Here is a 20,977-nt window from a genome sequence, read left to right as displayed (position 1 = left end):
AGCTAGGAGGGTTCGTGGTTCTGGCCCTCGCGGGCCAGGGCGGTGAGGCGCGATACGGCACGGAAGTACTTCTTCATGTAGCCGCCCGTCATCATTTCCTCGGTGAAGAGCTTGTCGAACGGGACGCCGCTGGCAAGGATGGGGACGTCCTTGTCGTAGAGGCGGTCGGCGAGCACCACGAACCTCAGTGCCACGGCCTGCTCGGTGATGGTGTCCACGTTGCGCCACACCACGCCGTCGATGCCGTCGATCAGCTGCCGGTACCGGCTGGGGTGCACGCCCGCGAGGTGGTGGATCAGCGTGGAGAATTCGTCCTGGGCCACCGTCTTGCCGTCGAACTCCGCCTTCATGTGGGAGGAGAGCTCGCTGTTCTTCAGCGGGGCCGGTGCTGCGGGCAGCCCGCGGTGCCGGAAGTCCTCGCCGTCGATCCGGATGACGTCGAACTGGTCCGCCAGCACCTGGATCTCGCGCTGGAAGTCCACCGCGGCGAACCGGCCGTCGCCCAGGGAACCCGGCAGGGTGTTGGACGTGGCCGCGAGCTTGACGCCGGCGTCGGCCAGTTCACGCATCAGCCGGGACATCAGGACGGTGTCGCCCGGATCGTCCAGCTCGAACTCGTCAATGCAGACCAGCTTGTAGCTGCTGAGCGCATCCACGGTCTTCCGGAAGGACAGGGCGCCCACCAGGTTGGTGTACTCAACGAACGTGCCGAAAGCCTTGGGGCCCGGGGAGGCGTGCCAGAGGGAGGCCAGCAGGTGGGTCTTGCCCACGCCGAAGCCGCCGTCCAGGTAGATCCCTGCGCGGGACTCGTCCTTCTTGCCGAACAGCTTCTTGAACAGGCCGCCGCCGTTGGCCGATCCCACGCCGTCGGCGAAACCCTGGAGTGCCCGGACTGCGGCGGCCTGGCTCGGCTGCTTGGGGTCCGGACGGTAGCTGGCGAATGACACCTGGCCGAACCGCGGCGAGGGATAGAAGCCCTGGAGGAGTTCATCCACCGAAACTGCCGGGGTGCGGGCGGCAAGCTGTTCGATCTGTACCAAGGTGGTCCGTTCTGCTGGTAGGAGGTCCCCAGAAAGGATACCGGCAATGCGGTGCTGCGCCTGGTGCCAGGGCCTGCTGCCGGCGCCGCAGTGACGAAGGCAACATTTCGTCCTGTTAACGGAATACGGACAACGCGCGGGACGCTGGCTAGTGTGGGAGCAGGTCCCGACGCCGGTGCCACTCCAGGTCCAGCGGTCCTCCCGTGTCTCTAATGAAAGGCCATCACCAATGCCCTACCCCGTTGAGCAGAACGAGAAGTTCGCCGCCTACGCCCACCCCGAGCGCCTGGTCTCCACCGAATGGCTGGCCGCAGCCCTCGCGGACGGTGCCGTGGCGAACGGCAACCTCGTGGTCGTGGAGTCTGACGAGGACGTGCTCCTCTACGAAACAGGCCATATCCCCGGCGCCGTGAAGATCGACTGGCACACGGACCTGAACGACGAAGTGACCCGGGACTACGTGGACGGCGCCGCCTTCGCCAAGCTCGCGGCGTCGAAGGGCATTTCCCGGGACACCACTGTGGTCATCTACGGCGACAAGTCCAACTGGTGGGCCGCCTACGCCCTGTGGGTCTTCACCCTCTTCGGCCACCAGGACGTCCGGCTGCTCGACGGCGGCCGGGACAAGTGGATTGCCGAAGGCCGGGAACTGACCAAGGACAAGCCCGCACCCGCCCCCGGCAACTACCCCGTGGTGGAGCGCGATGACGCCCCCATCCGGGCGTTCAAGGAAGACGTCCTGGCGCACCTCGGCACGGGGCCGCTGATCGACGTCCGCTCCCCCGAGGAGTACACCGGCCAGCGCACGCACATGCCCGCCTACCCGGAGGAAGGCGCCCTGCGCGGCGGCCACATCCCCACCGCCGCGTCCGTCCCCTGGGCCCGCGCCGCCGCAGCTGACGGCACCTACCGCAGCCGCGAGGAACTTGAGGCCATCTACCTGGGCGAGGCAGGCCTCACCGCCGGCGACGACGTCGTGGCCTACTGCCGCATCGGCGAGCGTTCCAGCCACACCTGGTTCGCCCTCAAGTACCTCCTCGGCTTCGAGTCCGTGCGCAACTACGACGGCTCCTGGACCGAATGGGGCAACGCTGTCCGCGTCCCGATCGTCAAGGGTGCCGGGCGCGGTTCCGTTTCCGTCCCGGCAGGAGTCTGACGCGGGCACCGCCCCGCGTAAACTTGGACTGATGACTACTCAAGCCTTGCCGTCCGCCCTGGCGGCCATCGTCGACGACTTCCAGGCCCTCAGCGAACCCGAGCGGCTGCAGCTGCTGCTGGAGTTCTCCGAGGGACTGCCGGCGCTTCCGGAGCGGCTGAACGACCACCCCGAGCTCCTGGAGCAGGTGGTGGAGTGCCAGTCGCCGCTGTTCCTCACCATTGAGACGGAGAAGAACGACGGCGGGCAGGCGCCTGCCGTGCGCCTGTACTTCAAGGCCCCGGCCGAGGCCCCCACCACGCGCGGGTTCGCCGGCGTCCTGCATGAGGGACTCGACGGGTTGTCGCCCGAAGAAATCCTCTCGGTGCCGGATGACATGCCCGAACTTCTCGGCCTTACCCGGGCCATCACGCCGCTGCGCATGCGCGGCATGACGGCAATGCTGGGAAGGATCAAGCGCAAGGTCGCTGCTGCAAGCGGCGTCCGCGCCTGATCCGCCAGCACCGGTGGCACGCAAGAGCGCCTCAACGGGAACCCCGGCCACAGCGGCACTGACCGCGGCCGGGGTTCCCTTTGTGCTGCACCCCTATGCGCACGATCCCTCGGCGGCCAGCTACGGGGCCGAAGCCGCGGAAGTCCTGGGCATTGATCCGGCCCGGGTATTTAAGACGTTGATGGTCGAGGTGGAGGGAAAGCTGGCGGTGGGGATCGTGCCCGTCAGCGGCAGCCTCGACCTGAAGGCCTTCGCCGCCGCCATGGGGGCGAAGAAGGCGGCGATGGCGGACCCGACGGCGGCCCAGCGCCGCACCGGCTATGTCCTGGGCGGCATCTCCCCGCTTGGCCAGCGGCTGCCCTCCCCACGGTGCTGGACTCCAGCGCCCTCACGCTGGAAACCCTGCTTGTCTCCGGCGGGAAGCGTGGCCTCGATATCGAGCTCGCCCCGGCGGACCTGGTCCGGCTGACCAGCGCCGCCACTGCACCCATCAGTTCCCTGGCCTAGAAGCTCTCCGGCTGCTACTCAATGACGTAGCGCTGCATCATGTCGTTGTCCTCGTGCTCCAGGACATGGCAGTGCCAGACGTACTCGCCCTTGAAGGACTCACCGATAGCCAGTGGTGCCCCGCCTGCAGCCTCAGCACCGAAGGGAACGCGGATGCGCGTCACTTCGCCCGGCAGCGCCACCACAGTGTCCTTCCACCCTTGCTCGCCGGCGGGGGCGTTCTTCGGACGGCCAATCAGGAATGGATCCACCGGGACCGCATTCCCCTGGCCCGGTACCACGAGGCCTGACACGGGGTCCGTATAGCCGGTGGCCGCCAGGTAGGCGCCGGCATCGAACCGCTGCCGGTTGAGGACCTGGAACTGCGTGAAGTGCAGGTGGATGGGATGGGCGTCCACGGTGGTGTTGATGAGCTCCCACTGCTCCAGGGTGTCGCTTTTCACCGCAGTGATGTCCGGGCTGCCGAACATCCTGTTGTTCAGCAGCGCCATGACGGGAATGCCGTTGGCATCCACCACCTCCACCAGGGTCATACTCCTGGTGGCCGCCGTGGGTTTGTCCCGCAGGCTGGTGATGGGCTGGGGCCTCAGGCTGGCAGGCAGGGGTACCGTGTAGCCGGTCTGTGAAGCGACGGTGAACTGCATGATGTCCGGAAGGGGGACGCCGCCCCGCCGCACCGATACCGGCCCGTCAGGATACGGAACGGGGGCACTGTTGCGCAGGACAATCCGGGACCCGGCCGGCAGGCCTGCGAAGTCCAGCACGATGTCCGCCCGTTCACCGGGACCGATGACCAGCCTGTTGAGCCGGACGGGGGCGTTAAGGAGCCCGCCGTCGGAACCGATCTGGTGGAAGACCAGCGCAGACCCGCCGGCGACGAACTTGAGGTCGTAGAACCGGGCGTTGGAGCCGTTGAAGACCCGGAAGCGGTATTTGCCGCGGGCCACCTCCAGGTCGGGCCAGCATTTGCCGTTGACCGTGGCCACGTCGCCAAAGAACTCGGCGCCCACGGCCGCGGGTTCCCGTCAGCCCCCAGGAGGTCGGGATTCGGCGGGTAGGCCAACGAGCCATCAGGATTGAACATGCGGTCCTGGATGATGAGCGGGACCTCGTAGGGCGGCGGCGGCAGGTGCGTGCCGTCCCCCGTGTCGATCCCTGTTCCCCCTGGCCCGGGTGTGTCCCGGAGCAGGTAGCCGCCGGCCAGTCCCGCATAGACATTCAGCCGGGTAATGCCCAGCGCATGGTCGTGGTACCACAGCCCGGCCGCATCCTGGTTGTTGCTGTAGTGGTACGTGTAGGAGGCGCCGGGCCTGAATACCTGCAGCGGTCCGCCGTCGGACCCGGGACTGGTGTTGCCGCCGTGGAGGTGGAGGGACGTCCGCGGGGCATTGGCATCGTCGCTGCCTGCCGGAACCAGTTCACCGTCCACGGCGAAGCCAAGGGGATGCCCGTCTTGAATGCCATTGTGGACCGTCAGGTCGAAGGGGGTACCTTTCCGGGCGATGATCACGGGCCCCAGGTACGTCTGTGATGAGCCGGCCTGCCGGTATGCCAGCGTGGGCGTCCTGCCCATTTGCTGATGGAAAAAGTGGCTGGCGTTGATCATGGACAGGGACGTACTGCCGCCGCCCTGCATATCGAGGACGCCAAGTTCGGCGAGCGCGGGCAGCTGCTCGGTAAACAGGGTTACCGGCGCCGCCGGGGGCGCCCCGACGGCAACGTGGCGGGGCGACACGAGCAGGCCCGCGCCGGCCACCGCACCGGCCTGAAGCAATTGACGTCTTGTGATGCGCATGTTTGGGGCTCCATTTCTTCGCCGGCGGTTCCCCCTTGAACAGCAACGGTAGAAAGATCACGGGCGCCACGGTAGGGCCAAGGGTCCCCTTCGGATAAAGGCGAATGAAGCACGCGGCGCTGGTAAGCGGAACCTAGCGCGGGCGGCCGGTGAAGTGGTCCATGGTCCGGTTGACTCCCAGCACGTCCATGAGCCGGTCAAAGGTGCTGACGGGAAGGATCCGCAGGACCGGAAGCAGGTTCACTATGGGCGGCAGGACCACCTTGCGGCGGCCGGTCTCGATGGCGTCGAGGATCCGGGCAGCCACCTGCTCTTCCTGGAGGATGGGAAGGAGCAGCGGCCACCTGGTTCGGACGCCGTGGAACATGCCGGTATCGATGTAGTAGGGGCAGACCACCAGCGTATTGACGCCCGGATGCGCCGTGCGGAGCTCGGCGCGCAGTGACTCGTTGAAACCGAAGGCGGCGAACTTGCTGGCGGAGTAATCCGTCTGCCGGGCGACGCCCACCAGGCCCGCAGCGCTGGCTACCGTGACTACGGTGCCCCGCCGGCGATGTGCCATTCCGCCCAGGAAGGCCCGGGTAACCCAGTAGAGGGCCATGACGTTGACCTTCATGGTGCGTTCGATGTCCTCGTCCGTGGCCTCAAGGAGTTTCCGGCCACTCACCACGCCGGCGTTGTTGACCAGGATATCCACCTGCCCTGCAGCAGCAGCCGCGGACCGGACCGACTCCCGGTCTGTGACGTCGACGGCGTGCGCTTCGGCCTGCCCGCCGGCAGCCAGGATTTCGTCGCGCACCCCGGAACCCCGGGCGGCGTCCACGTCCCAGATGACTACCCGGCTTCCGCGCCCTGCGGCGCCAAGCGCCACACGGCGGCCCAGCCCGCTGCCCCCTCCCGTGATGAGCAGTGTTGCACCGGAAAGGCGGGTTCCTCTGGCCATGTCAGTTCTCCTGGTAGGTGGGCGGCAGGCAATGGTCCTTACCGGGTGCGGGGCAATCTGCCCATCAGGGTGATGGCCCCTTTCATGATGTGGGCGTAGGTCCTGTTGGACATGCCGGGTGTGGGCGCCACCCTCAGCAGGTGCTGCACGGCGACGGTCTGCGGCTCGGTGTATTTCAGGATGCCCTCCCTGCCATGGCGGCGTCCGGCGCCGGAGTCCTTCATCCCGCCGATCGGGGCGTCGTGGGACGCCCAGGTGGCGGCATAGCCTTCATTGACATTGACTGTGCCCGTGAGGAGCCGCCGGCCCACCACCTCCCCCCGCCGGGCGGACCAGACGCTGGCGTTCAGGCCGAAGTCGGAGTCGTTCGCCAGGGCCACGGCTTCGTCATCGTCCACCGCCCGGTAGACGGCAACCACCGGACCGAACGTCTCCTCCCGGGCCAGGAGCATGTCCTGCGTGACCCCGGCCAGGACGGTGGGTTCGTAGAACAACGGTCCCAGGTCCGGCCTGCGGCGTCCGCCCGCGAGCAGCTGCGCGCCTTTTGCCAGGGCATCCTGGACATGCCGGTCCACCCGTTCCACCTGGGCGGCACTGATGAGCGAGCCCATGCCGATGTCCCAGTCCGGTCCGGGGCCCACGCGGATGCCCCTCACCCCGGCGGTGAACGCTGCCAGGAACGGCTGGTACACGTCGGTGTGCACGTAAATCCGCTCAATGCTGACGCAGAGTTGCCCGGAGTTGGAAAAGCAGGCGTGAACGGCGCCGGCGGCGGCCTTGCCAACATCGGCATCAGCGAGCACCAGCATTGGGTTCTTTCCGCCGAGTTCGGCGGAAAAGCCGATCAGCCGCTCACCGCACTGCCGTGCCACGGTCTTGCCGGTCTTCGAGGATCCGGTGAACATCAGGAAGTCCACCTGGTCGATCAGGACGGGGCCGATGTCCGGGCCAGGCCCCGTGACAACCTGGAACAGGTCGGCGGGAAGGCCTGCCTCCCGGAGCAGCCTGAGCATCAGCAGGGCCGTGAAAGGCGTCTGCGCATCCGGCTTCAGGACGATGCCGTTCCCGGCCAGCAGGGCCGGAAGGGCGTCGGAGACAGCGAGGGTCAGGGGGTAGTTCCAGGGACTGATGACCCCCACCACGCCTTTGGGAACGCGGTACTCGGTGGTGCGCGTCAGGACCGGGGCCGCACCCTTCCGGCGGCGCGGCCGCAGGTGCCGTTCAGCGGTCCGCTCGTAGTAGTCCGCTGTCAGGACCACGTCAGCGAACTCTTCGAACGCGCTCAGCCGTGCCTTGCCGCTCTCGGCCTGCACCAGGTCCAGGACGTCCTGTTCCCGATCCAGCAGCAGCCGTCGGAAACGCCGGATGACCGCCCGCCGTTCGGCCACGGATATGGATGTCCAGTGCCGTTGCGCCGCACGCGCGGTGTCGACGGCGGCACGCACGTCGGAAGCGCTGCAGACGGGAACCTCGCCCACCAGGGAGCCGTCGAAAGGGGCGTAGGAAGCCTGCTTTGGCCCGCCCGGTGCTGCCACCACCAGTCCCTCAAGTCCCGCTGCCAGTCCGCGGCCGCGGTCCATCACAGTGGCGGACCGTCGTTCCACCACGTCATTCCCCCGCCGGCGCTTGCCGGGCCGGCGAGCGCGGCGCGGCAGCGGACCCGGGATTGAGCCGCGGCGCGAGCTGCTGCCGCAACCAGGCTTTCACGAGCCGCTCCCAGCGCTCCGGGTCCACGTTCCACTCCTTCGTGTGGCGGGCCTGCTGGAACGGCTCGAAGGTGACCATCTCCGGGTTCCGTTCGGCCAGCAGCGTGGACGGCTTGTAGGGCACATATTCGTCGTCAACGCTGTGGATGATCAGCGTGGGCGTCCGCAGTTCCACGGCACGGACCACCCAGTCCATCTCCTTCAGGTCCACGGGCGCGGCGAGCCCGGTCAGCCTGCGCCCGAGCGGATGCCCGAGCATCAGCTGCCCGTACCGGCCCACCAGGGACGGAATCCGGTTGATCTGGGCGTGGTGCGCCAGGACGTTGACCCAGTCGATCACCGGGGCATCGAGCACCATGGCACGGACCAGGTGCCGGTACCGGGACAGGTCGGCGGTCTGCAGGCAGATGGCGCCTCCCATCGACCAGCCGAACAGCACGATCTCCTCGGCGCCGTTGGCCAGTGCGTACTCGATTGCGGCCTCAATGTCCCGCCATTCGGTGGAGCCCAGGCCATACCGCCCGTCACCGGCCGAGGGTGCGAGCCCGTCGTTGCGGTACGAGACCAGCAGGCTGGTCAGGCCAAGTTCCAGCGCCGGCCCCACGGCACGCAGCGCCTCCTGCCGGCTGGCGCCCCGGCCGTGCACCATCACCGCCCACGTCCGGGCATTGCCGCCCGCACGCACCAGCCACGCCGGTGCCTCGCCGCGGTCCACCGGGATCAGCACGTCCTCCGCGGGAAGCCCGACGGCGGCCGGGTCCGGGTGGACGGCCCCGCTCCACCAGCCCCAGCGTGCGGTGGAGAGGTCGCCGGCGTACACGGCTTCCACCTCGCGCAGCACCGTCCGTTCCGATGGGGAATAGGACACGATCCGGCCGATCCGCGCGTGCCCCTGGCCGCCGTCGAAGAAGAACCCGTACACACCGTCCACGGTGGTGTCGTCGGTGGCGGCAAGGATCACCTGCTGTTTCTGGCCGTCCCTGATCACAGCCAGCACCTCCTGGTCCGCGGTCCGCTGCCGGGAGGGGGTGATGACCCGCCGGGCGAAGTAGACCGCCAGGGCCGAGGAGCCGGTGGCAAGGAGTCCGGCCAGGGCACCGCCGCCGATCGCGCCGCCGATGGCCCACTTGGTCCGCAGTGACATGCCCCCGGTTTCGCTGGCGGACTGTACGGGGGCCGGGCCGGTGCGCTGGAAAAGAGCCATGCCACTATTCTTACCGCCCGCGGACGGTAGCCCGCATTCCGGGACCGCGGACGCGCCCGCCGGCCGGGTGCGGCTCCCCCGGCACAGGGCTAGGCTAAGGCCATGAGCGAACCCATCGTCATCCTGACCGAAGAACCCCTGGGCGCGGACGACCGCGTGAACATCGAACGGCTCGTGGACGGGGCAGAGACACGCTCCTTGTCCTGGTACCGGCCAACACCGAACGGCACCTGCTGGTGGATTTCCTCGAGAACCTTTCCCTGCTGGATATTGCCAAGGCCTTCCGGAACTGACGGCGGGCGCACCTGATCCGGGTACCGAGCGGCCCATGCGGCGGAGACGCTGGCGGTTTCGGTCGCTGCGCTGGAAGGACTGGGCAGTGGCGTTTCGGGTGAGGTTGTTGAGGGCGGAGCTGTTGACGGCCTGGTGGCCAAGGTCCGCGAGACCGGCGCGTCCCAGGCAGTGGTGATCACCCGGCCCCATGCGGTGGCAGACACCTTCCATACGGACTGGGCCAACAAGGCGCAGGACCGGCTGGGCGTGCCCGTGCTGCACCTGTATGCGGGTTCGGGATTTATCGGCGACTCCTGAGCGTTGGCAACCGTATGAACATCTTCGAGAACAGCATCTTCCGCAACCGGGCCACCCACGCCGTCGCGGATCCTGCGGCAGGACAGGACACCGCCCGGGAGGAGTCCGCCACGGAAGCCAGCGACAGGGCCGGTACCGTCCGGAAAAGCGACGCCGAATGGCGGCAGGAACTGACTCCGGAGGAGTTCTACGTCCTGCGGCAGGCCGGCACCGAGCGTCCCTTCACGGGAGAGTACTGGGACACCCACACCGCGGGCGTCTACCAGTGCCGCGCCTGCGGGGCGGAACTGTTCACCAGCAACGAGAAGTTCGACTCGCACTGCGGATGGCCGTCCTTCTGGGCTCCGCTGGCTGAGGGGAAGGTCCGCTACATCCACGACCGCACCCTCGGCATGGACCGCGTGGAAGTCCGCTGCGGAACCTGCGACTCCCACCTTGGCCACGTCTTCGAGGGTGAGGGCTATGGCACCCCCACAGACCAGCGCTACTGCATCAACTCGGTGTCCCTGAAGCTGGTTCCGCGGGAAGAACCGCAGGTCAGCGGCGGAAGCCCCGAGGCCTGATCCCCCAGCACCGGCAGGGCTCAGGCCCTTCGATTCGGCCCCGAGCAACAGTGTTTCTTGGTCTGGGCCGCTTTTGAGATTAGTTCTTCTGATTGCTTGCTACGCTCCCCGTAGACAGCAAGCAACCAGAAAGGCAGCCGACGATGACTGAAGTCCTGACCACCGCCCTGACGGGGATCTCCGCCACCAACCCTGACTGGCTCCGGCTCAAGGCCGCGGCCGCAGCCCTCCAGCCGCTGCAGGCCCAGGACGGTTCAATCCCGGACACGGCTGCGCACGCCGCGGCTTCCGCTTCCGTGGACGCGATCATCGACGCCGTCCGCGCCCTGGCCCCCGCGTTCCCGCACGACGCCGCATACCTCGACGCCGCCTGCAGCGACTTCGCAGCGTGGCAGGCAGGAGGGTTCGGAGTGCCCGATTTTCTGTCCTCCCTGCTCGCCTTCCAGCCGCAGCAACAGCGCCGGGACGGCCTGCAGCACCTGGTCATCTTCCCCATGTACACGCAGAACGGCAGCAGCAGCCGCCTGGTGGAAGCAGTCCTCATCGAGGTGATCTGGCCTGAATTCATCGCCGGTTTGGAAGGCGGGGACTACTCCAACAAGCTGTTCGTCCCCATCCGCTTCCTGGACTTCACCACCGGCTACGACACCAATTCCGCCGTCCTCTTCCCGGAAACCGTCGCAGTCAGCGAAACCCCCACCTTCACCTGGGGCGCGATCTTCGCCGACCGGGAAGCAGCCCGCTTCCGCCGCGTCCTGAAGGCGGCCGCCGGAATCACCTGCCTGGACCTGCCGGAAGGCGCCGCGGACATGCTCGCCGACCAGGACCTCACGGAAGCCACCTTCGTGATGTGGGACCTGATCCACGACCGCACCCACATGCGCGGCGACCTGCCCTTCGACCCGTTCATGATCAAGCAGCGCATGCCGTTCTTCCTGTACTCCCTGGAAGAGCTCCGCTGCGACCTGACTGCCTTCCGCGAGTCCGTGCGGATCGAGCAGGACGAGGACGCGGATCCTGAGGCACGCCGGCACGCGAAGCTGGTGCAGTACGCCATCATCTTCGACCGCATCTTCCGCTTCGCGATCACCGGCAGCCGGGTCCGCAACTACGACGGCCTCGGCGGACAGCTCCTCTTCGCCTGGCTGCACCAGCACCATGTCCTCCACTGGACCGACACGCGGCTCACCATCGACTGGGATGAAGTCGCCGACGCCGTCATCGCCCTCGGCACCGCCATTGATGAGCTGTACTGGCGCTCGATCGACCGGCCCAAGACCGCCCACTGGCTGGCGGCCTACGAGCTGATCTCCGCAACGGTCACCCCGAATCCGGCATCGGTCTGGGCCAAGGGACCGGACGCACTGCCCCTGTCCGGTCCGCCGCGCGGCCTCACCGACCAGGTGCTGGACGACGAATTCCCGCTGTCCATGTTCTACGAGGCATTGGAGAAGAAAATGCGCCCCGTCATCGAGTCCACGGCCGGCATCACCGGCAGCTCCGCACTGTGAGCAGCCCCCGGGCCGAAGAATCCCCACTGAACGTCCTGGTCACGGGCGGCAGCGGCGCCTCCGGCGTGGCGGTGGCCCGTGCGCTTAACCATGCAGGTTGCCGGGTCTTCACGGTCGGCTCGGACCGGCAGCGGATCGAGGCAGCGGCACAGCAGGCGGGCGACGGCGTCACGCCCCTGGTGTGCGACCTTGCCAGGCTCGACGACGTCCGGCGACTGCGGGAGGATGTTTCCGCAGCCGCCGGGCCGGTGGACGCGGTGATCCACCTGGTGGGCGGCTGGCGCGGCGCCACCGGCATCCCGGACCAGTCCGACGAAGACTGGGACTTCCTGCACCAGGGCGCGGTCACCACGCTGCGCAATGTCTCCCGTGTGTTCTTCGATGACATCGCCGCCTCGGCCAACGGCAGGTTCGCCATGGTCTCCTCCACGGCCCTCGACCAGCCTGCGGCAGGGGTGGCCAGCTATGTCGCCGCCAAGGCGGCCGCTGAAGCCTGGACCATGGCGATGGCAGACGGCTTCCGCAAGGCGGACGGCGGGCAGCTGCCGCCGTCGTGCTGGTGGTGAAGGCCCTGGTGGACGAAGGCCTGCGGCGCAGGAACCCGGAACGATCCTTCCCCGGGGCCACGGACGTGGAGGAGCTGGCAGCCGCCGTCGTCCGGCTCTTCAAGGCGCCCGCGGACGAACTGAACGGCGCGCGACTCCGGCTGGCCGGCCAGCCGCCGCAGTGACTGTACCTAGACTGAAAGCGTGAGCAAAAGCATGACAACAACAACGGCAGAAACCGGGCACGCGGCTCGGCTGCACGATCCCGGCGTGCGCGGCTTTGCCTCGGACAACTACTCCGGCGTCCATCCCGAGATCCTCGCGGCCCTTGCCGCCGCGAACGGCGGACACCAGGTCTCCTACGGGGAGGATGACTACACGGCACGGCTGCAGGAACTGATGGCGGAGCATTTCGGCCCCGGCATCGAATGCTTTCCCGTCTTCAACGGGACCGGCGCCAACGTCCTTGCCCTGCAGTCGCTGCTGCCCCGCTGGGGTGCCGTGGTGTGCGCCTCCACCGCGCACATCAACATGGATGAGAACGGCGCCCCCGAGCGGATCGGCGGCATCAAGCTGCTGCAGGTTCCCACCCCCAACGGCAAGCTGACGCCCGAACTGATCGACCGCGAGGCCTGGGGCTGGGGCGACGAACACCGTGCCCAGCCACTGGCCGTCTCCATCACCCAGACCACCGAGCTTGGCACCTGCTATACCCCGCAGGAAGTCCGCGCCATTGCGGACCACGTCCATGCCCGGGGCATGAAGCTGCACATGGACGGCGCCCGGCTGGCCAACGCCGCCGCCCACCTGCAGGTCCCGCTGCGGGATTTCACCCGCGACGCCGGGGTGGACATCCTCTCCTTCGGGGGCACCAAGAACGGCCTGCTGTTCGGCGAGGTGGTGGTGGCGCTCAACCCGGAGGCCGCGCACGGGCTGGTCTACCTCCGCAAGATGAACATGCAGCTGGCCTCCAAGATGCGCTTCCTGTCCGCCCAGTTCATCGCCCTCCTCGACGGCGGCCTCTGGCTGCGGTCCGCCGCGCACGCCAACGCCATGGCTGCCCGCCTGCGCGCCGCCGTCGACACCATCGACGGTGTCCGGCCCACGCAGAAAACCGAATCCAACGGTGTCTTTGCCATCCTCCCGCCAGGCGTGGCGGACAGGCTGCGCACGTCCTTCCGGTTCTACGACTGGAACGAGGCCGCCGGGGAAGTCCGCTGGATGTGCTCCTTCGACACCACCGAGGAGGATGTTGATGCCTTCGCCGCCGCAATCCGCCACGAACTCCGCGGTTACCGGAGCGGGCAGGGCACCTAGCCGCCGGTGACGGCGAGCCTTCCCGCCCTGCCGCGGCCTGTTGCGTAATCTGCCAAGGTGAACGCACTTGACCAGGTTCCCCCGGATTTCCTCCACGCCTTGGGAACCCTCAGGAAAGCCCGGTGCCGCAAGGAACTCCGCCTCGCGGAAATCCCTGCGCCCGCGCGCCTGGCACCCTTCGCCGTCGCGCTGGGAGCGGAAGTCATGGCGCCCGGTGCCGCCACTCCTTCCACTCCCCTCCACGGACCCGCCGCCATGGCCCTGGCCGCCGCCCAGGGATCCGGTGACGACTCCGAAACGGAACTGGCAACCGGACGGTTCATCCTGCTGCACGACCCCGAGGGCTCGGACGTCTGGGACGGCGAATTCCGGATCGTGACCTACATCAGGGCCGAGTTGGAGCCGGAGATGGGCAACGACGAAATGCTCGGAACAGTGGCCTGGACCTGGCTGGTGGAGGCGCTGGAGAACCACAAGGCGCCGTACCGGGCGGCGGGCGGCACGGCCACGCGGGTCCTTTCCGAGAGCTTCGGCACCCTGGCTGAACGGCCGGGGTCCATCGACATCGAGCTCCGGGCGTCGTGGACCCCGGCGTCCCCGGACGTCACTGCCCACCTGGAAGCGTGGTCGGACATGGTCTGCACGTTCGCCGGCCTGCCTCCGCTGCCTGACGGCGTGACGCCCCTGCCGCACCGGCGCCGGAACTAGTGCACGGGTACCGGTGCCGGCGCGCAGGCAGGCCGCCTTTCCGGGACTGCCCGGTAAACTAAGGGCATCATGACCCCTAACATTTCGGAAAACACCACGGCCGGCGTCCCGGCTGCTGATACCGCACCCCACATCACGGTGGAAGGCTTCGACAGCCCCATCCCCGAAATCATTGAACTGGCAGCGCCCCGGGAGGGCGTGCCGCTGGTCATCGAAACCCAGGCGGGGCTGGAGCGGTGCGCCGCCGCCATTGCCGCCGGCACCGGTCCGGCGGGGGTCGACGCCGAACGCGCTTCCGGTTTCCGTTACGGGCAGCGGGCGTTCCTGGTCCAGATCCGCCGCGAAGGCGCCGGAACCTGGCTGATCGATCCCGAACCCTTCGAGGACCTCAGCATCATCAACGACGCCCTCCGCGGCGTCGAATGGATCCTGCACGCCGCCACCCAGGACCTGCCGTGCCTGCTGGAGCTGGGCATGTGGCCGGACAAGCTCTTCGACACCGAACTCGCCGCGCGCCTGGCAGGCCTGCCCCGGGTTGGCCTGGCCGCAGTCATCGAGCAGCTCCTGGGATTCAGCCTCGCCAAGGAGCATTCGGCGGCGGACTGGTCCACCAGGCCCCTGCCCGAGCCCTGGCTCCGCTATGCCGCCCTGGACGTCGAGGTCCTCAGCGAGCTGCGCGAGGAGCTGGTGGAACTCCTGGAAGCCGACGGGAAGCTCGGTTACGCCGAGCAGGAGTTTGCAGCCATCCTCGCCGCCGGCGTGGCGCCGCCGCGGGTCGATCCCTGGCGGAAGACCTCCGGCCTGCACCAGATCCGGGACCGCCGCCAGCTCGCCGCCGTCCGGGAGCTGTGGCTGGAACGCGACTCGCTGGCACAGAAACGGGACGTGGCACCGGGACGACTGATCCCCGACTCCGCCCTGGTGGCGGCCGCGAAGGCCATGCCCGCCACCGTCCCGCAGCTGCTGGGCACCAAGGGCTTCCATGGCAGGGCGGCGCAGCGGGAGGCTCCGCGCTGGCTGCGCTGCATTGCCGCCGCCCGGGACCTTGAGGAACTGCCGCCGCTGCACCTGGCGACCAACGCCCCGCCCCCGCCCCGCGTCTGGGCGGACCGCGACCCGGAAGCCGCTGCGCGGCTGGCCACGGCCCGGCCCTTGCTGCAGGAGAAGGCCGAAGAGCTGAACCTGCCACTGGAGAACCTCCTCACCCCTGATTTCCTGCGGCGCGTGGCGTGGCGGCCTCCCGCCCACATCAGCGAGGCATCGGTCGCTGCCGAGCTGCGGGCCCTGGGTGCGCGGGACTGGCAGGTGGAACTCGCCGCACCGCTAATTGCCGGCGCGTTCCTCAATCCGCAGCCGCTGCCGCCCAAGGAACCCAAGGCCGCCGTGGCAGCAGCTGGGGAATGAGGGCCCGGCGGTGGCCTTGCGGGCAAAGTTACCGGTGAGTAACATCTGGGATACATCCCCGTCCTAAGGAGCCCCGTCATGAGCGCCGCAGACTTTACCGATTTCGCCAGCCTGTTCCCCGACGAGACCGTCACGCACTCCAATGTCAGGGACGTCGACCTGCCCGGCGGAGCCGGCACATTCGCCCTCATCACCCTGGACAACGGCCTGGACTCCTCCAAGCCCACAACCCTGGGGCCGAACACCCTGGTGGAACTCGGCACCGTGCTCGAAGAGCTGCGGACACGGGCGGCGAACGGTGAGATCGCCGGCGTCGGCATCACGGGCAAGCCCTCCTACTTCGTTGCCGGCGCGGACCTTTCGGCGGTCAAGTCCCTGGCGAAGCGCGAACACGGACTGTGGATGGCACAGCTTGGCCACGAGGTGTTCCGGACCCTTGCCAACCTGGGGGTTCCCAGTTTCGCGTTCGTCAACGGCCCGGCCCTGGGCGGCGGCCTCGAGGTCGCCCTGCAGTCCACGTACCGGACGGTCTCGACGGGCGCGGGGGCGCTGGCCCTGCCGGAAGCATTCCTCGGGCTGGTGCCGGGCTGGGGCGGCGTCTACCTCCTCCCCCGCCTGATCGGCCCGGAACGTGCAGTCCAGGTCATGATCGAAAACCCGCTCAGCAACAACCGGACGCTGACCGGAACCCAGGCCTTCGAACATGGCATGGCAGACGCCCTCTTTGGCCCGGACAACTTCCTGGAGCAGTCCCTGGCGTGGGCTGCCGGAGTCATCACTGGGGACGTTGTTCCGGAACGTGCCAACGCCGTCGACCCGTCCGCGCCGGACACCGCGGCCCGGTGGGCTGGGGCGGTGGCGGCAGGCCGGAAGTTCGTCACCGCAAAGACGTCCGATGCGGCTCCGGCCCCGGGCAAGGTGCTGGACCTCATGGAAGCCAACCGCACCCTGGACCAGGCGGAATCGGCTTCGCTGGAATGCGAAACCCTGGCGGAGCTGATGCAGACGGACGAGTTCCGCGCGACGGTCTACGCCTTCCTGGACCTCGTCCAGAAGCGCTCCAAGCGGCCGGCGGGCGCCCCCGACCGCAGCCTCGCCCGGCCGGTCGCCAAGGTGGGTGTGGTGGGTGCCGGGCTGATGGCCAGCCAGCTGGCACTGCTCTTCGCCCGCCAGCTCAAGGTTCCCGTGGTCATGACGGACATCGACCAGACCCGGGTGGACAAGGGTGTGGGCTATGTCCACGCCGAGGTGGACAAGCTGCTGGCCAAGGAGCGGATCAGCCCCGATGCCGCCGCACGGACCAAGGCGCTGGTCACCGGCTCCGTGGCCAAGGAAGCCTTCGCCGATGCCGACTTCGTGATCGAGGCTGTCTTCGAGGAACTCGGCGTCAAGAAGCAGGTGTTCGCCGAGCTGGAGGGCATCGTCCGGCCCGACTGCATCCTGGCCACCAACACGTCCTCGCTGTCGGTCACCGCCATGGCCGAGGACCTGCAGCACCCGGAACGCCTGGTGGGCTTCCACTTCTTCAACCCGGTGGCAGTGATGCCGCTGCTGGAGATCGTCCGCGCCCCGCGTACCGGTGACGAGGTCCTCGCCACGGCATTCGAACTGGCCAGGACCCTCAAGAAGACGGGTGTGCTGGTCAAGGATGCTGCCGCCTTCGTGGTCAACCGGATCCTGCTCCGGCTGATGGGCGAAGTGACCGCAGCGTTCGATGAAGGCACGCCTGCGGAGGTGGCTGACAACGCCCTGCGCCCGATGGGCCTGCCAATGACCCCCTTCACGCTGCTCGCGATGGTGGGGCTGCCGGTGGCACAGCACGTCCAGGAGTCCCTGAACACCGCTTTCGGCAGCCGCTTCCCGGTCTCCGCCAACCTGCAGAAACTCATCGACAACGGCATCAAGGGCCTCTGGGAAACGGCGCCGGACGGAACCCGCGCTATTCCCGCGTCCACCATGGCACTGATGTCCTTCGGCACCACTCCGTCCTCAAGCACAGAGGTGCTGCGGCGGACCCAGGACGCCCTTGCCGAGGAGATCGGCCTGATGCTCGACGAGGGCGTGGTGGCGGGCCCCGAAGACATCGACCTCTGCATGATCCTGGGTGCCGGCTGGCCGATGTTCCTCGGCGGCATCACCCCCTACCTGGACCGGGTGGGGGCGTCCGAGCGGGTCAACGGCCGGCGCTTCCTGCCGCCAGGCGTGGCCTCAGGCCCCTCCGTACCGGCCTAGCCAGCACGTCAGGCCTCCGCCAGCCGGCCGCCGTCGAGCACCAGGACGCGATGCGCCACCTGCCGGGCGTAGGCGAGGTCATGGGTGACGAGTACGACGGCGGCGCCCTCCTCGGCCGCGGACCGGACCGCGGCGTCGAGGACGGCCAGGCTCCTGCCGTCGAGCGCCACCGTGGGTTCGTCAAGGGCCAGGACGGCCGGCGTGCGGGCGAGGACCGTGGCCAGGGCCAGCAGCCGCTGGCGGGATGCGGGCAGCTCCGAGGGATGCGCCTGCGCCTCGCCCTCCAGTCCGACGGCGGCCAGCGCCGCCGTCGCGCGGTCCATGGCTGCCGCCCTGCCGACCTGCCGGTCCAGGCCGAAGCCGACTTCGCGCAGGGCGGTCCGCTCGAACAGCTGGTCCCGCGGATGCTGGAAGAGCATTCCCACGGATGCCACCGTGCTGCCCACGGGCTGTTCTGCAATATCGGTGCCCTGGACCAGGACCGACCCGTTTGCCGGCCTGAGGAGGCCGTTGAAGTGCCGCAGGAGGGTCGACTTGCCCGCACCGTTGGGGCCCGTAACCGCCACCACCTCACCCGGGTGGACAGCCAGGTCGACCCCCTGCAGTACCGGGCACGGCAGGCCGCCCGCGGCGGAGGCCTGTCCTGCCCGGCGCATGACGCCCCGCCTGCGCCGCTGTCCATCCTGCCGGTAGCCGAAGGTCACGTTCCGAAGTTCCAGGGCGGGGGCCGTGCTGCCGCTGCGGCGGGGCACCGCGGTCTCCGGGTGCGGGAGTTGGTGCGGCCGGAGCCCGTGCGGCCGGAGGATGCCCGCCGGCAGGGCACCGCCCTGCTGGAAGTTCGCGGGCGGTCCGCTGGCGCCGACGGTCCCTTCCGCCAGCACAATCCACGTTGCGGCGTCCAGCAGCGGAGCGTCGAGCGCCTGGCTCAGGATGACGACGGCGGTTCCGTCCCCGGTGAGGCGGCGCACCAGCACCTCCACTTCGCGGACGCCGGCGGCATCGAGCGAGGCAAACGGCTCGTCCATGACAAGCACCGGCGGACGGGCGATGATGGCGCAGCCGATGGCCAGCGCCGCAACTGGCCGCCGGAGAGCCAGGCAGGATCCCTTTCCAGCAGTGCAGTGAGCCCCAGCAGGCCCGCGGTGTGTTCCACCGTGGCGCGCATGTCCGCAGGGCTCATCCCAGCGTTTTCCAGGCCGAACGCGAGTTCCTCAGCCACCGTTGCCTTGACCGTGGACAGGATGGCGGATGCGTCCTGCGGAACGAAACCCACCTGCCGGCCCCACTGTGCCGGATCGATCCGCGGGTCCGCGGCGCTGCCGTCAAACTCGAGCCGCGTCCCGGCCAGTTCCAGGAAACCTGCCAGCACGCCACCCGCGCCCGGGGACAGCCAGCCGGCGAGAAGCCTGCCAAGCGTCGTTTTGCCGCTGCCGGAAGCACCTAGGACTGTGGTGAGTGTTCCCGGTGCGAGGGCGAGGTCCACGCCGGACAGCACGGGCGCGTCGCCATCGTGGTAGGCGAAGCTGCGGATGCCTGCTGCCAGCACCGGGCGGAGGAGGTGGTGCACGTCAGCTGCCCCCTGCGTAGTGCCACAGCCGCACGGCAACAGCAGCCACGCCGGCGAGCACCAGGACAAGGCGCAGGAAGCGTTGTCCCGGGGAATCCGGCACGATGCGGTAGCTGGTGCGGGGGCCGGTGCTGCTGAAGCCGCGTGCCTCCAGGGCAGCGGCCCGGGTTCCGGCGTCCTCCACCAATGACAGGACCAGCGGGACGGCCTGGAGGCGGAAGGCAGCTGCCCGGTGCAGGATGCCGCGCCGGATCACCAGTCCGCGGGACTCCTGGGCCTGCCTGATCCGCTCGGCGCGTGCGGCGATGGCCGGCAGCAGCGTGAGGGTGGAGGCCAGCACAAACCCGAACCGGCCCCGGATGCCGCGCGCGGACAGGGCCGCCACCAGGTCCGGGACGCTGAGGCTGAAGGAACAGGCCAGCAGGATGAGGACCACCGCGGACACCTGGGCTGCCCGCTCGAGCGCGAAGGAGAGGCCTTCCGCGGTGACGCGGACCGGACCCCACTGGGCCAGGACTGTCAGTCCCTCGGGAAAGGACAGCCCGTGGACTATCAGCAGGGACAGCCCCAGGGGCAGCAGCACGGCGGCGGCAGCGGGCAGCATCCGGCGGGCGGTGCCTGCCGCCACCGAAAGCGCCAGGGCAGCGGCGGACACGGCGACGGACAGCGGAAGGCTCGCCGCCGCCGTCGTGATCACTGCTGCGCTGCCGGCGGCTGCCAGTCCGGTCAGCGGATGAATCCGCACGGGTTTGCCTAGGACGCCTGGCCCGGCCCCTGCACGGTCGCGTCGGTCGCGTCGGGCCGCGTTGCTTCCGGAGCGGCAGCCTTGCCGGCCAGGACGCGGTGCCGGCGGACGAACGGGAACTGCCGGCTGGCACGGCGCGGCAGCGCGTAGACCAGGACAGCCACCACGGTGAAGACGATGGCCTTGTCCATGAGGTCCGAGATGAGTGCCTGCTTGGTGATGGCGGCCAGGAGCGTGTCACCCATCGAACGGAAGGCGCTGACGATCGCCCCGGTGGCCACCCCTGAGGTGCCGCCGAACACGAAGGCCGCAACCGGGGCGGACACCACGCCGCCGATGATCCCGGTGGCGAAGCCGGCCACGGGCGCGAGGTAGAACCGGCGGAACAGGCCGTAACGGGCGGCCAGCCCGGCCAGGCAGCCGATCAGTGCGGCCCCGGCGGCGAACGGAAGCACGGTGGGGTTGAAGAAGGACCAGACGATGCTGCTGAGGGCGCCGGTGGCGGCACCGGCCGCCGGTCCCGCCAGGACCGCGATCAGGACGGTGCCGATCGCGTCAAGGTAGAACGGGACCAGGGTGCTGCCCACGAACTGGCCAAGCACGATGTTCAGGACCAGTGCCACCGGGATCAGCACCACCGTCGAGGCCGGAAGGGTAGGCAGGACGGCGACGATCAGCAGGACAGCCCCGGCCAGGAAGCCGGACAGGGCGACCAGGGCGGCTGCGCTGCCGGGGCCGCCGGTGATGTCGGCAGGCTGGTTGAGCACCAGGTAGACGTAAGTGGCGGCGATGGCCAGGGCGCCGAGGATTTCCAGCAGCCTGCGCCTGCGGACGGCAGCGGGAGCCGGAGACGGCAAGGTCAGGGAGGGCGATGACATGTGGTTCCTTCACGGTGCGGCACTTCAGGGCCCGGAAAACGCCGGGCCGTGCGGGACGCCGCCTATGTCACC

The 20,977-nt window shown here is 68.8% G+C and carries 20 protein-coding genes and 3 pseudogenes; 13 read left to right on the top strand and 10 right to left on the bottom strand.

Annotated elements, in window-relative coordinates:
• Positions 1 to 2: 2 nt before the first annotated feature.
• Positions 3 to 1,040: a cell division protein ZapE gene (gene zapE, locus G205_RS10830; RefSeq protein ID WP_009357993.1), complete on the bottom strand. Its 1,038-nt coding sequence runs from the start codon at positions 1,038 to 1,040 to the stop codon at positions 3 to 5.
• Between the two features lie 229 nt (positions 1,041 to 1,269).
• Here zapE and G205_RS10825 point away from each other — a divergent pair, with 229 nt between their 5' ends.
• From G205_RS10825 to ybaK, 3 genes and pseudogenes are all read left to right on the top strand, one after another.
• Positions 1,270 to 2,196 (top strand): sulfurtransferase, encoded by a 927-nt coding sequence (locus tag G205_RS10825; protein ID WP_009357992.1) that lies wholly within the window; start codon positions 1,270 to 1,272, stop codon positions 2,194 to 2,196.
• A 31-nt stretch (positions 2,197 to 2,227) separates the two neighbouring features.
• Positions 2,228 to 2,689 carry a SufE family protein gene (locus tag G205_RS10820; protein WP_035752766.1) on the top strand — a complete coding sequence of 154 codons (462 nt, stop codon included), beginning with the start codon at positions 2,228 to 2,230 and terminating at the stop codon, positions 2,687 to 2,689.
• A 13-nt stretch (positions 2,690 to 2,702) separates the two neighbouring features.
• Positions 2,703 to 3,196: pseudogene (gene ybaK, locus G205_RS10815) on the top strand (Cys-tRNA(Pro) deacylase).
• A gap of 14 nt (positions 3,197 to 3,210) precedes the next feature.
• On the opposite strand, the gene G205_RS22780 reads toward ybaK, so the two are convergent.
• Both G205_RS22780 and G205_RS22775 read right to left on the bottom strand, forming a co-directional pair.
• Positions 3,211 to 3,666, bottom strand: coding sequence for a multicopper oxidase domain-containing protein (locus G205_RS22780; RefSeq protein ID WP_235046865.1), 456 nt, complete (start codon positions 3,664 to 3,666; stop codon positions 3,211 to 3,213).
• Positions 3,667 to 3,782: 116 nt separating this feature from the next.
• Positions 3,783 to 4,520: a multicopper oxidase domain-containing protein gene (locus G205_RS22775; RefSeq protein WP_235046864.1), complete on the bottom strand. Its 738-nt coding sequence runs from the start codon at positions 4,518 to 4,520 to the stop codon at positions 3,783 to 3,785.
• On the opposite strand from G205_RS22775, the gene G205_RS22770 reads away from it, so the two are divergent.
• Together G205_RS22770 and G205_RS22765 are read left to right on the top strand one after the other, a co-directional pair.
• Entirely contained in the window at positions 4,437 to 4,727 is a 291-nt protein-coding gene (locus G205_RS22770; RefSeq protein WP_009357987.1) for a hypothetical protein, read from the top strand. The two genes, G205_RS22775 and G205_RS22770, sit on opposite strands and share 84 nt — an antisense overlap.
• Before the next feature lie 42 nt (positions 4,728 to 4,769).
• The gene (locus tag G205_RS22765) at positions 4,770 to 5,030 is read left to right on the top strand and encodes a hypothetical protein (RefSeq protein ID WP_235046866.1); all 261 of its coding nucleotides are present in this window, start codon (positions 4,770 to 4,772) and stop codon (positions 5,028 to 5,030) included.
• A 94-nt stretch (positions 5,031 to 5,124) separates the two neighbouring features.
• Here the strand turns inward: G205_RS22765 and G205_RS10805 are convergent, their stop codons facing one another.
• The 3 genes from G205_RS10805 to G205_RS10795 are packed head-to-tail and all read right to left on the bottom strand — an operon-like array spanning position 5,125 to position 8,844.
• On the bottom strand, positions 5,125 to 5,934 hold the full coding sequence (locus G205_RS10805; RefSeq protein ID WP_009357986.1) for an SDR family oxidoreductase: 810 nt from the start codon (positions 5,932 to 5,934) through the stop codon (positions 5,125 to 5,127).
• Positions 5,935 to 5,972: 38 nt separating this feature from the next.
• Positions 5,973 to 7,514: a succinic semialdehyde dehydrogenase gene (locus G205_RS10800; RefSeq protein WP_009357985.1), complete on the bottom strand. Its 1,542-nt coding sequence runs from the start codon at positions 7,512 to 7,514 to the stop codon at positions 5,973 to 5,975.
• Between the two features lie 28 nt (positions 7,515 to 7,542).
• A complete protein-coding gene (locus G205_RS10795) occupies positions 7,543 to 8,844 on the bottom strand; it encodes an alpha/beta hydrolase family protein (RefSeq protein WP_009357984.1) in 1,302 nt (433 codons plus the stop codon).
• Positions 8,845 to 8,946: 102 nt separating this feature from the next.
• Here G205_RS10795 and G205_RS24030 point away from each other — a divergent pair.
• The 8 genes and pseudogenes from G205_RS24030 to G205_RS10755 all read left to right on the top strand — a co-directional run bounded on the left by G205_RS24030 (position 8,947) and on the right by G205_RS10755 (position 17,715).
• A pseudogene (locus G205_RS24030) lies at positions 8,947 to 9,435 on the top strand (hypothetical protein).
• Between the two features lie 14 nt (positions 9,436 to 9,449).
• Complete coding sequence (gene msrB / locus G205_RS10785; RefSeq protein ID WP_009357982.1) at positions 9,450 to 9,998, top strand: peptide-methionine (R)-S-oxide reductase MsrB; 549 nt, start codon at positions 9,450 to 9,452, stop codon at positions 9,996 to 9,998.
• A 143-nt stretch (positions 9,999 to 10,141) separates the two neighbouring features.
• Positions 10,142 to 11,509, top strand: coding sequence for a DUF6421 family protein (locus G205_RS10780; protein ID WP_009357981.1), 1,368 nt, complete (start codon positions 10,142 to 10,144; stop codon positions 11,507 to 11,509).
• Positions 11,510 to 11,535: 26 nt separating this feature from the next.
• A pseudogene (locus G205_RS10775) lies at positions 11,536 to 12,239 on the top strand (SDR family NAD(P)-dependent oxidoreductase).
• A gap of 31 nt (positions 12,240 to 12,270) precedes the next feature.
• Positions 12,271 to 13,371, top strand: a complete 1,101-nt coding sequence (locus G205_RS10770; protein WP_009357980.1) for a threonine aldolase family protein — start codon at positions 12,271 to 12,273, stop codon at positions 13,369 to 13,371.
• A gap of 57 nt (positions 13,372 to 13,428) precedes the next feature.
• The gene (locus G205_RS10765; protein WP_009357979.1) at positions 13,429 to 14,079 is read left to right on the top strand and encodes a DUF3000 domain-containing protein; all 651 of its coding nucleotides are present in this window, start codon (positions 13,429 to 13,431) and stop codon (positions 14,077 to 14,079) included.
• A gap of 69 nt (positions 14,080 to 14,148) precedes the next feature.
• Positions 14,149 to 15,483 (top strand): HRDC domain-containing protein, encoded by a 1,335-nt coding sequence (locus tag G205_RS10760; RefSeq protein WP_009357978.1) that lies wholly within the window; start codon positions 14,149 to 14,151, stop codon positions 15,481 to 15,483.
• 78 nt (positions 15,484 to 15,561) lie between these two features.
• Complete coding sequence (locus G205_RS10755; protein ID WP_009357977.1) at positions 15,562 to 17,715, top strand: 3-hydroxyacyl-CoA dehydrogenase NAD-binding domain-containing protein; 2,154 nt, start codon at positions 15,562 to 15,564, stop codon at positions 17,713 to 17,715.
• A gap of 8 nt (positions 17,716 to 17,723) precedes the next feature.
• Here the strand turns inward: G205_RS10755 and G205_RS10750 are convergent, their stop codons facing one another.
• From G205_RS10750 to G205_RS10740, 4 genes are read right to left on the bottom strand one after another with little or no spacing between them, the layout of a single operon-like run.
• The gene (locus G205_RS10750) at positions 17,724 to 18,740 is read right to left on the bottom strand and encodes an ATP-binding cassette domain-containing protein (protein WP_338058413.1); all 1,017 of its coding nucleotides are present in this window, start codon (positions 18,738 to 18,740) and stop codon (positions 17,724 to 17,726) included.
• On the bottom strand, positions 18,641 to 19,282 hold the full coding sequence (locus G205_RS23780) for an ATP-binding cassette domain-containing protein (RefSeq protein WP_338058412.1): 642 nt from the start codon (positions 19,280 to 19,282) through the stop codon (positions 18,641 to 18,643). The genes G205_RS10750 and G205_RS23780 overlap by 100 nt, the downstream gene beginning before the upstream one ends.
• Position 19,283: 1 nt before the next feature.
• Complete coding sequence (locus G205_RS10745) at positions 19,284 to 20,027, bottom strand: energy-coupling factor transporter transmembrane component T (RefSeq protein ID WP_009357976.1); 744 nt, start codon at positions 20,025 to 20,027, stop codon at positions 19,284 to 19,286.
• A gap of 8 nt (positions 20,028 to 20,035) precedes the next feature.
• Entirely contained in the window at positions 20,036 to 20,905 is an 870-nt protein-coding gene (locus tag G205_RS10740; protein ID WP_009357975.1) for a hypothetical protein, read from the bottom strand.
• Positions 20,906 to 20,977: the final 72 nt, after the last annotated feature.

The organism is Arthrobacter nitrophenolicus, from assembly GCF_000332815.1.
Classification (GTDB): domain Bacteria; phylum Actinomycetota; class Actinomycetes; order Actinomycetales; family Micrococcaceae; genus Arthrobacter; species Arthrobacter nitrophenolicus.
The sequence above is the reverse complement of the archived record's forward strand: the minus strand, read 5'-3'. Positions and strand labels throughout refer to the sequence as shown.